The organism is Nocardia sp. CY15, assembly GCF_009829295.1.
GTDB lineage: Bacteria > Actinomycetota > Actinomycetes > Mycobacteriales > Mycobacteriaceae > Nocardia > Nocardia sputi.
This window is the reverse complement of sequence record NZ_VUOT01000019.1, coordinates 12,356-22,420: the sequence shown is the minus strand read 5'-3', so window position 1 is coordinate 22,420 and position 10,065 is coordinate 12,356. Positions and strand designations below refer to the sequence as shown.

Sequence of the window (10,065 nt, the reverse complement as noted above, 5' to 3'; positions counted from 1 at the left end):
GGCCTACCCCCGCTGCGACGTCGCGTCGACAAGCACCGCGTGCAGTGCTCGCGCCTGGCGGCTCGCCTCCTCGCCGCGCACCACGACATCGGCGAACGCGGCGCCGAGGGCCCGGCAAACGTCGAACCCGCCCGCGTCCGCGACGTCCCCGGCCAACTCGGCACGCCAGCGCCGGTAACCGCTTACCACCTCGGCGAACGTGCTGTTCGGTTCCGCCTCCAGATGCAGGTACGTCGCGATCAGGACACGCTGTGCCCGCTTGCGTGCGAGACCGCCGCCGGCGGAGTCGAGCGCCCGGCCGAATTCGCAGAGCGTTGCCAGGTAGATCTCCCGCTCCAGCGACTCGGCGTCGGACTGCGCCGTTCCGGTCGCTCCCCCCGACTCCTGCGCGGTCCGCTGGTCGAGGGTTATCGACCGACCGGCGCCCATGCCCCGCGTATGGCGTGGTTCGAGACTCCACCACACCGGCCCCGATTCGGCGTCGACCTCCGCCACAGCGACGAAATCGACAGCGACGACCGGGTAGTCGGTGAGCACTCGGTCCACAGCGGCCACGAATCCTCGTATGGCCGGCACCTGCAATCCGGGGGCATCGAATCCGTCCACCCGCACGTCGTGGTGTTCGGCGAGCGTCCGCGCCAGCCAGCCGATCACGGGATGGGTACCCGGGCGCGCGCCGGAGCGACCCCGATCACGCCCGTGCGGCGATTCGTCGGCGGGCTTCTGCGTGCGCGGCGGAGCAGCGAACCGAGGACCAGGGGGCCTCGGATCCGCACCGGAGGGTGGTCCGGCCGTTCTAGGCGGCTGCCCGGACCACGGAGTGTCCGGCCGTCCCACACCGCCCGGCGGGCCGACCCGTGCCTGCTGCCCGGCTGGGGCACGGGGTGAATCCCGGGTGGCGGCCAGGGGGAACACCGCGGAGGCCGGCGGACGGCGCGAGGAGTCTTCGGCAGGCTTTCCGGGGTTGACGCTGACCGGTCCGCCTACTCTCGGGGCCGCCTCTCGGCGCGCTGCCCGATCCGAGGGATCTCGTTGCGGACCGCCCTCCGGTTTGGAGCGCCCCCCGGACGGGTCCGGTGTCCGTGTTCCGCTGGAGGCGGGTTGTTCGGTGGGCTCGGCCCGGTGCGTGGGAGACGCCGGGTTCGTAGGTGACGACAGGTTCGTGGGATAAGCCGGGTTCGTGGGATAGGCCGGGTCTGCCCCTGCCGGAGAGGTCGCCGCGGGATCGGACGTCACGGGTGGCTGTGCGCCCGCGGGCGAGGTCGTGCCCACGCTGCCAACGGACAGTGGAGGCGCCGGTTCGCCGATCGGGTCCGGGTTGGCGGCAGTAGCGCCGACCCGGCCGGCGCCGTATCTGTCCTGTGCTTCGAACTGGCCTGCGACGTCCACTATTCCGGCGGCCGTGCTGTGCAGGCTCTCCCGCATTGCCCGAAGGTTTGCCAGCAACTGGTCGGCATGCGGCTTGAACTCCTTGGCGAACGCGACACCCAGATCATCGTCGCCCCAACTGCCTTCGGCGTGCGCGAGGGAATCGCGCAGGCCCGCGTAAGTTTGTCCCACGCGGTCCCCGAGATCGGCCAGCCGCGCTCCTCGATTCCGCAGACGATCCGGATCCAGCCGAACTTCACCGTTCACGTCGTGATCCCCTCCGGTCAGGCGCGGCCGTTGCCACGCAGCCGGAACCGGCGCTCGAAACCGGCGACGAACACCGACAACGGCACCGACGTGGTCGAGCGCTCCACCACGCCGTCGTCGGCGACATAGAAGACCGCGCGGTCCAAAGCGATCTTGCCGTCCGGAACCGGCGAACGGACTACCCAGCCCACGCTGATGCGATCGGCCCGCAACGACGACAGCGGGTATCCCGCAGTGTCATAGCCCTCTCGTCGAATGTGCTCCCGCACGACGTCGAGCGCATCCGCTGCGCCGATCCCCTCGGCGTGGTCGGCGTCCAGATCCGCGAGAACGAATTGGAACATCGCACCATCGATGTCGGTGCCGTCACCGTCACCGAAGACCTGCACGATCGCCTCACGAGTCACCGCACCGGCCTGCGCGGCCGACACCAGCATCTCGGCCGCATCCGGTGTACCACCCGACCGGTCCTCCAGCAGGTCGCCGACAACGCCCGCCACGGTGCCGACCGTCCACACCGCGGGCAGCGCCGGCGCGCACTCCGATATCGGCGCGGACCCACCCCGATACCATCGGCCGGCCTCCCACCAGTAACAGAATGACAGCAAACCGGTTGCCACCCGCGGATTCAGCACCGGGTCGGCGACCCAACCCGGGGCTCCTGCGAATAATTCCGGCATCGCCGCACCCGAGTTGTACGCGGCGTCCAGGGCCGGCGCATCCCACACGCCACCCGACAGCACGGCCCGGTCACCAGGCAGTAGCGTCAACGTCGAACCGCTGCGTCCCGCACCTTCGAAAATGCCCACCGACGGACCGATCCGCGGCCCCTGCCCCGCCCCGACCGCTACGAAGGCTGCTGCCAGCACCGCCCACCGGGCCCACAACACGGCCAACTCCGGCAGTTCGTTGTCCACGGCGACCGCGCGCAAACCCGCACGCTGGTCCGCGCGCATCGCGTCGGCGGCGGCGCGCGGCGACCGCGTCCGACGTTCGCCGCGACCGAGATAGGCCGCCAGCCACACCGGCAGCCGATCCCGCGGATAGCGTTCCAAGTCGGCGAGATAGGCATCCGGTGCGAACAATTGCTCGCCGGGGAACGGCGCCGCGCCGTGATCGGCAGCGGCCTCGACACCGTCCCCGTCGATGCGCACCAGCAACCGCCACCACGGCCCGGCATGCCCCCCTGCCGACACCTGCCGATGTCGGCGTACCGAATCCCACACGGCGTCCGGCACCGGGCACCGGAACGACCGGATACCGTCATCGGCCACCAGCGACGCCGATTCGGCGACCACGGTCATCGCGAACCATGCCTCCAGCCGCCGCCACCCGGGCGGGGCCGCCGCACGCAGCCCATCCGCGATCCGATCGGTCAACCCGGCAAGATCCTCATCCCCGACCTGTGGCACGGCACTCTCCGTGGTCCGGGGACGACAGACACGCCGAAGCCACACAGGCGCCAACGCGCGACCTCGACCGCGAGCAGTTCACGAGCAGTCCCTACAAATCGCCTGAATCGGTTCGGCCTCAGGATCTGAAATCTCCCGGAAATAGAAACTTGCACACTTTACGCCCCAGCGCTATAACGAAATGCACCAATACGGCGACCTGCCTGCCCTGCGACCTATCGCGACGACAATTTGAGACCTCCTCGCACTTAATGCATCACACTTGCCGGCGTATCAAGCCGATCTAGCGTCGGCCACTTCGGTGAGCCAGCCACCACAGACGGTGAGCGTGCCACCCGTGGCGGCGATCTCGGGCAGCCGCTACCGTCGATGCAGCGCAATCGTTACGCAGATGTGTCGGCAGACGGCACGGCAGTTCACTTTGCGGTGGTCCAGTCGCGGCAGTATGTTGCGACCGACACTGACAACAGGATGCGCAGGCAACCCGTGGTAATCGAAAGTTCTACCGGCCGGGTGGCGCCGACATCCGCTGCCACAGCGAGCGCGGTCGTCGCGTTGGACCGCGCTACTCCAAGGGCGCAGCCATTCTCTTCGTCGACCGCACAGCCCCGGGGACACCGACCGGCCCGGGGCAGCGACTACGCGGTCTTGTTGCGCCGTGCACGGCAGGCGGGGCTGCTGGATCGGCGGTTGGGGTACTACGCCTGGAGGAGCGCGGTCACCGCGCTGGCGTTCGCTGCCGGGTGGGCGGCGTTCTTCCTCATCGGGAACTCGTGGTGGCAGCTTGGGGTTGCCGCGTTCTTGGCGGTGGTGTTCGCCCAGATCGCCTTCCTCGGTCATGATGCCGGGCACCGACAGATCTTCGGCGGCAGGCGGGCCAACTACCTGTTCGGTGCGATCGCGGGCAATCTCGGTATCGGGCTGAGCATCGGCTGGTGGACCAGTAACCACAACCGGCACCACGCTCACCCCAACACCGAGGGCTCGGATCCCGATGTGATGGGAGTACTGGCCTTTTCCGGCGATCGAGCACGGACCGGAAAAGGCATCCGGGGATTCGTCTTCCGATACCAAGCCTGGCTGTTCTTTCCGTTGCTGTTCCTCGAGGCGGGCAGTCTGCACTACGCGAGTGTCCGGGCGGTGCTGCGCTGGGCGATACCGAACCGCGCCTTGGAGGCCGTGCTGCTGGCCGCGCACACCGCCGGGTACCTCGCCGCGGTGTTCCTGGTCCTGTCGCCGGGCAAAGCGGTGGCCTTCATCGCTGTGCAGCAAGGCCTGTTCGGGTTCTACATGGGATGCACCTTCGCGCCCAACCACAAGGGAATGGAAGTACTGGCCGAAGGCGACTCGACCGACTTCCTGCGCCGGCAAGTGCTCACGTCCCGCAATGTAGGCGGTGGCCGCCTCATCGACGTAGCCATGGGCGGTCTGAATTACCAGATCGAGCACCATCTGTTCCCGTCCATGCCGCGAGCCAACCTGCACCGAGCCCAGCCGCTTGTCGAAGATTTCTGCCGCGAGCTCGAGTTGCCCTACTGCCAGACCAGCCTGCTCGACTCCTACCGCCGAGCGCTGAGCCACCTGCACACCGTCGGTCGGCACGCCCGCCCACTCCCGCCCGCTGTCGAGCAGGGAAAAGAGCTCGGTTCCACCAGATCCGGGTGAAGCGCGACTAGAGAGGGGCGGCGCGCCACCAACCCCGCGTAGGCCGGTAGGCGCAGCGTCTGTGATTCGATGCGGGCATTCGTGAGGGGCCGCACGTGATGCGTCCGATCGGTACTATCGCAGCTTCGGCCAACTCGAGGGTAGGGGGTGCTCATGGTCACGACGGTGCGTCAAATCGTATGGGATGTCGTAAGAAGCAAGGTTCCGGAAGAGCGGTGGCTACTGGAGAACCTGGATTCCTTGGACGGTGAGCAGGTGAGCCGTTCGCTGCGCCGCGCCGGTGCGCGACGGCGGGGACCGCTACGCTTCGGGCTTCCCGATGTCGCGCCGTTCGTACTTCCGCTGGTCTGGATGGTGGTCGAACAACTTTCCGACCATGCGACCGGAAGGGCGGTCGATGCTGCCACGGCCAAGGTCGGTACTCGTCTGCGGGCCATGATCGGGAGGCGGCGAGCAGCGGAACCTACTGTGCCTCCCGTGGATTCGGAGACGTTGCGGCGCGTGCGCAGCCAGGTCGTCGACGGCGCGCTCGCGCGCGGGTTCGACCGCGTCCGGGCCGACGAGCTGGCTGAGGAGGTGGTCGCCCGGCTCCGGGCGATCGAGCCGGATACCGGACAGTGACCACGGACGCCGACGGTGCGCGCGGGCACCGCGGCTTTCTCTCCTGGGGTACTCGGCGCCGTTGTGTGCTGCTGCTGGCAGTGGTCCCTGCGTGGTCGCTCATGCTGGTCACCCGGATGCTGCTGGCAGTACGGGGTGAAGCCGCCTACCGCCGCTGTTTGGATGCCGCCGGATTCGATCCTGCCAACCCATGGCACCTCGCGATGCTGCGACTTCCCGCCGGATTCGGCCGGTATTCCCACTGTTTTCCGGCAACCGTGTCCCAGGCGGTGCGGCCTGCGCTCTGGTGGACCGCCGCAGTGCTGATCGTGGCATTGGTCATCTACCGGATCGGGCCGCTGTGGGCCCGACGTACGGCGCTGGGGACGATCCCCACGCAGTTGCGGGCCACGGTCGACGACCTCGTCGAGATCGCCGGACTCACCTCGCGTCCACCGAGGTTCGTTGTCGCGATCTTCGATTCCAGCCGGGATGCGGTCACCTTGCGCCGTGCGGGCCGTCCGACGATCTGCCTCGGCGCGGGTCTGGTCAAGGAGGGGTTGCGCAGGACCGGACAGCGTAGGCAAGAGCGGCAGCCCGACATTTTCCGGGCGGTGGTGCTGCATGAACTGGCGCACGTCCACAACCGGGACGTCTTGATCGGATACGGTGCGCGTGCCCTGTGGTTGGCGTTTGTGATCGGTGTCGCCGTACCGTCCGCGGCAGTGCATCTGTGGTTGTCGACCGGCTTGGTCGCGGCGGGTACATACTCCCGGCATTGGCCGACCGGTGCTGTGAACCCGCTGCGCGAGTTGGCCCTTCTCGGATCACTGATCGTAACGGGCCATTTGATCTACGCGGGACTGCAACGCACTCGGGAGCAGGTAGCCGACCACGATGCCCGCGTATGGGGAGCCGACCCCGCGGTGTGGGCGGTGCTCCAGCGCGGCACCGACGAACTGGCGCAGATCCGTCGCGCCGGCCGACTGTATCCCCTGCGCCGGACCGATGGAGGGATTCGCCGCCCGATCGCACTCATCGCTGGGGTCATGGCCGGGCTCGTCACCCGCCTCGCCGAGAGCTGGCAGACTCATCCGATGAGCGCCCGGAGATGCCGGTGGTTGGCGGAATCCGGGTTCATCGATGACAACCACGGCAAGATCCTGCCCAGCTTCCTCGCAGTAGGAGCGTGCACGCTGACCGCGACCGGGATGAATCGCGTCTGGCCCGGCATCGAAGGCGTCCTACGCATCGTATTGATTACCTTGGTCGCGCTGACGCTCGCGGTATTGTTCTCGCTGAGCGACGGGATCTCCAAGGGAAAGTTCCATCAGTGGAGACACTCCTCCCCTCGTGGCCGTCACGATCTCGCCGACTTCGCGGACCCTGACCCGTTCGAATTCCCATGGCGGCAACCGGATGAGGACAACAGATGATTCTCCTGGGTTCGACCGCTGCAATGCCGATCGACTACTGCCGAATCCGTCCGACGCGCGTGCTGCGATTGCCGTCTGTGCTGTCTACTTCACGGTGATCGTGACTGTCTGCGTCCGTGTCTCGGCGGGCAGCTCGGTGGTGTCGATCATCAGCACCTCACCCGAGGCCTGCACGCCGTTGGCCAGGAGCTTCGGCTTCAGCCCGAACGGCGGTCGGTCACCGGTGCGGGCCTCGATGCCGAAATCGCTGTCAGCGGCAATGTAAAGGGTTTTGCCGCCGTCACGGGTGGCGACACCTTCGATCTTGTCGTGGCCGAAGAATAGGCCGTCCGCGTTCAGACCGTCCAGCAGACCGCCGAGATCCAGAGCGGACTTCTTGACGACCGGAGAAATGCCCGCCTTCCGCAGCGTGGCGACGCCGTCGGCGGTGGGCACGGCACCGACGAGGAGTTCCAACGGCTTTCCGCCGACCAGCAGGCCCAGCTCCGTATCGTATTGCGCGCCTTGAATCTCCGACTGCGGGCCGACATCGGTGGCGCCGGTGATGTCTATCGTCCAGAGCTTTTTGTTCGCTTTGGGTGTTTTGTTGCCATCGCGCTCGTCGACCACAAAAGTGGTGTTGCTCAGCGCCGTGATCTCGGAGACCACGAGTTTCTGCTTCGGCTCCTCGAGCGGATACACGAATTCTTTGACGTCCCGGGTCTTCAGATCCACGGTGACGATCCGGGTCATGGGCACCTCACGCGCCGACGCGACACCCGGCTCGCTGAGTGCGCTCTGCACGATGCCGACCAGCGTGCTGCCATCCGGGGTGACGGTGAGCCCCTCCATCCCCTGGTTGGGAGTGCGCAGCGAAAGTTCCGCGGGCAGGCCCCGTCCCGGCGCCAGCCGTTCGAGCTCGGTGCCGTTGGCGTCGAAGTGCACGATGAACGGCCCGTACTCGTCGGACACCCAGAAGCTGCCGTCGGGCATAGCGACCAAGCCCTCGCTGTCGATGCCGTGATCGGTGGGCGGCAGGATGGCGCCGTTGAGGTCGCGGATGGTCTCGCCGGTGCCGGCGGAGATATCGACCAAGCCGTTGAACGGTTGACCCGCCGAGTTCTTCAAAGCGATGGCGCTTACCAGCACCGCCTTGGTGCCGACCATCTTGAACTTCGCGATGGTGGGCGTGAAAGTGGGTACGGGCGTGAGCTTCTCGCTCTTGCCCTGGCCGTCGACGTTCGGACCGCGGTCGGTGAGACCGTAGAATTCGTCGGTCGATCCGGGTACCGGGGTGAACGCCGACCCGTACCCGCTGCCCTGCAAGCTCACCCCGCCGAAGTCGCCGAGCGGCGGGATATCGGTGGTGAACAGCTTCACGGCGTCGGTGGTGGTCACGGTGATGCTGTCGGGCCCGGTGTACCCGGCAGCCGGCGTGTACACCACCGCCCCATCGGTGCGATGGGTGATCGTGCCGTGCCGCGGATCGGCGATCTCGACCGCGGCGCTGCCGCCGGTCTCGGCCAGCAGATCGTCCAGTGAGATCACCAGGGGCTCATCCCTGGTGGCGGTGAAGTCCGCCTCCGAACTCGACGACGAGCAAGCGGACAGAACGGCGGTCGCGCACACGGCCACCATGACGAGTGCGCTTCGGGTTCTGCGGTGCGTTCGCACCGGTGATGCGTACCGTCCGCGCCTGGCCACCAGTTGGCATCGAGCCGAACGTGCGCCGTCGATCCTCACAACCATTCGATCATTCTGCCGTGGCACCAGCCTCGACGCGCATGCCACCGGCAACGACTTCCCGATCGCGCCGCCCCTGCCGGCGGAGCAGGGGCGTGCCGACCGGGATCCCGGGCTACCGCGCGTCGGTCGCAGTCAGCACATGCGCGTTCGTTGCTCGGACCTGCGGGTAGGTCGGGTACTCGATGCCGGAAATGTACTGCACCGTCCGCACCACCTGGCACGAGTAGCCGAATTCGTTGTCGTACCAGACATACAGGATCGCGGTGTCATCCTCGACGATCGTGGCATTGGCATCGATGATCGACGCTGCGCGCGATCCGATGAAATCGCTGGAAACGACGTCCGTGGCGGCGGTGTAGTCGAGGTTGCGGCTCAGCGGCCCGGCGAGCGAAACCTGACGCAGGTAGGTGAGCACATCGCTTTTCGTCGTCGGCCGCGCGAGTTGCAGGTTCAGAATCGCGACCGAGACGTCGGGGGTGGGAACACGAATCGAATTGCCGGTGATCTTGGCCTTGAAATCCGGCATGGCCTTCGCGACCGCGGACGCCGCACCGGTTTCGGTGAGCACCAGATTGAACGGCGCGGACCGGCCCCGACGGTCCGCCTTGTGATAATTGTCCAGCAGGTTCTGGTCGTTGGTGAACGAGTGCACCGTCTCGACGTGCCCTCGGATGATGCCGTACTCGTCATCCATGGCCTTGAGCGGCGGGACGATCGCGTTGGTCGTGCACGAGGCGCACGAGAAGATCCGCTGCGACAGATCCAGGCTGCGGTGATTGACGCCGTGCACGATATTCGGAACGTCACCCTTGCCTGGCGCGGTGAGAACGACCTTCGCGATGCCGGGGCGCAGGTGCTGCGACAGCCCGTCACGATCGCGCCACCTACCGGTGTTGTCGATCAGGATCGCGTCCTTGATCCCGTACGCGGTGTAGTCGATCGTCGTCGGATCATCGCTGTAGATGAACTTGATGACGTTCCCGTTCGCGGTGATCGTGTCGTTGCCGGTATCGACCTTGATCGTGCCGTTGAAGTGGCCGTGAACCGAGTCCCTGCGAAGCAGCGACGCACGCTTGGCCAGATCGTCCTCGCCTCCTTTGCGCACCACCACCGCACGCAGGTTCAGCCCGTTGCCGGATCCGGCCTTCTCGATGAGCAGACGAGTGACCAGACGACCGATGCGGCCGAAGCCATAGAGGACGACGTCCCTCGGGCCCGGTGACCGAGCCTTGTTGCCGTTGGTCACCTCGGCCAGCACCGACTCGGTGAACTCGCGGATCGAGAGTCCGCGATCATCAGCGCGATAGGTCGTGACCAACTGACCGAGGTCGATCTTGCACGGCCCCAGATCCAGCTCGCTGAGCACCTGCAAGAAAGGAAGGGTCTGGTCCACCGACAGCTCTTCGCCCTCGATCTGCCTCGCGAAGCGGTGCGTCCGCAGGATGCTGATCACCGATTTGTTCACCAGCGACCGGCTGTGCAGCAGGATCGTCACGCCTTTCCCCCGGTACAACGTGCCGATGATGGGAATCATCGCCTCCGCGGCGGCTTCCTGGGCATTCCAGCGGTCAAGTTGTTCGGTCGTCAACGCA

Annotated in this window: 7 protein-coding genes; 3 read left to right on the top strand and 4 right to left on the bottom strand. The window is 66.8% G+C overall.

Annotation, left to right across the window (positions count from 1 at the left end):
• Positions 1-3: 3 nt before the first annotated feature.
• Entirely contained in the window at positions 4-1,635 is a 1,632-nt protein-coding gene (locus GVY39_RS20425) for a WXG100 family type VII secretion target (protein WP_159927067.1), read from the bottom strand.
• A 17-nt stretch (positions 1,636-1,652) separates the two neighbouring features.
• Complete coding sequence (locus tag GVY39_RS20420) at positions 1,653-3,047, bottom strand: hypothetical protein (RefSeq protein ID WP_236565572.1); 1,395 nt, start codon at positions 3,045-3,047, stop codon at positions 1,653-1,655.
• Between the two features lie 651 nt (positions 3,048-3,698).
• Between GVY39_RS20420 and GVY39_RS20415 the strand changes: the two genes are divergently transcribed.
• From GVY39_RS20415 to GVY39_RS20405, 3 genes are all read left to right on the top strand, one after another.
• Positions 3,699-4,712 carry an acyl-CoA desaturase gene (locus GVY39_RS20415; protein WP_236565573.1) on the top strand — a complete coding sequence of 338 codons (1,014 nt, stop codon included), beginning with the start codon at positions 3,699-3,701 and terminating at the stop codon, positions 4,710-4,712.
• A 165-nt stretch (positions 4,713-4,877) separates the two neighbouring features.
• Positions 4,878-5,333 (top strand): hypothetical protein, encoded by a 456-nt coding sequence (locus GVY39_RS20410; RefSeq protein WP_159927071.1) that lies wholly within the window; start codon positions 4,878-4,880, stop codon positions 5,331-5,333.
• Positions 5,330-6,748, top strand: a complete 1,419-nt coding sequence (locus GVY39_RS20405; protein ID WP_159927073.1) for a M48 family metalloprotease — start codon at positions 5,330-5,332, stop codon at positions 6,746-6,748. Before GVY39_RS20410 ends, GVY39_RS20405 begins: the two co-directional genes overlap by 4 nt.
• 84 nt (positions 6,749-6,832) lie before the next feature.
• Here the strand turns inward: GVY39_RS20405 and GVY39_RS20400 are convergent, their stop codons facing one another.
• Positions 6,833-8,365 (bottom strand): esterase-like activity of phytase family protein, encoded by a 1,533-nt coding sequence (locus GVY39_RS20400; RefSeq protein WP_159927107.1) that lies wholly within the window; start codon positions 8,363-8,365, stop codon positions 6,833-6,835.
• Between the two features lie 220 nt (positions 8,366-8,585).
• On the bottom strand, positions 8,586-10,007 hold the full coding sequence (locus GVY39_RS20395) for a glyceraldehyde-3-phosphate dehydrogenase (RefSeq protein ID WP_370523810.1): 1,422 nt from the start codon (positions 10,005-10,007) through the stop codon (positions 8,586-8,588).
• Between the last annotated feature and the right edge of the window lie 58 nt (positions 10,008-10,065).

Excerpts from the sequence above, each read along its gene's own strand:
- GVY39_RS20400 (WP_159927107.1), bottom strand. The coding sequence starts at position 8,365 with ATGGTGGCCGTGTGCGCGACCGCCGTTCTGTCCGCTTGCTCGTCGTCG.
- GVY39_RS20395 (WP_370523810.1), bottom strand. The coding sequence starts at position 10,007 with ATGATTCCCATCATCGGCACGTTGTACCGGGGGAAAGGCGTGACGATC.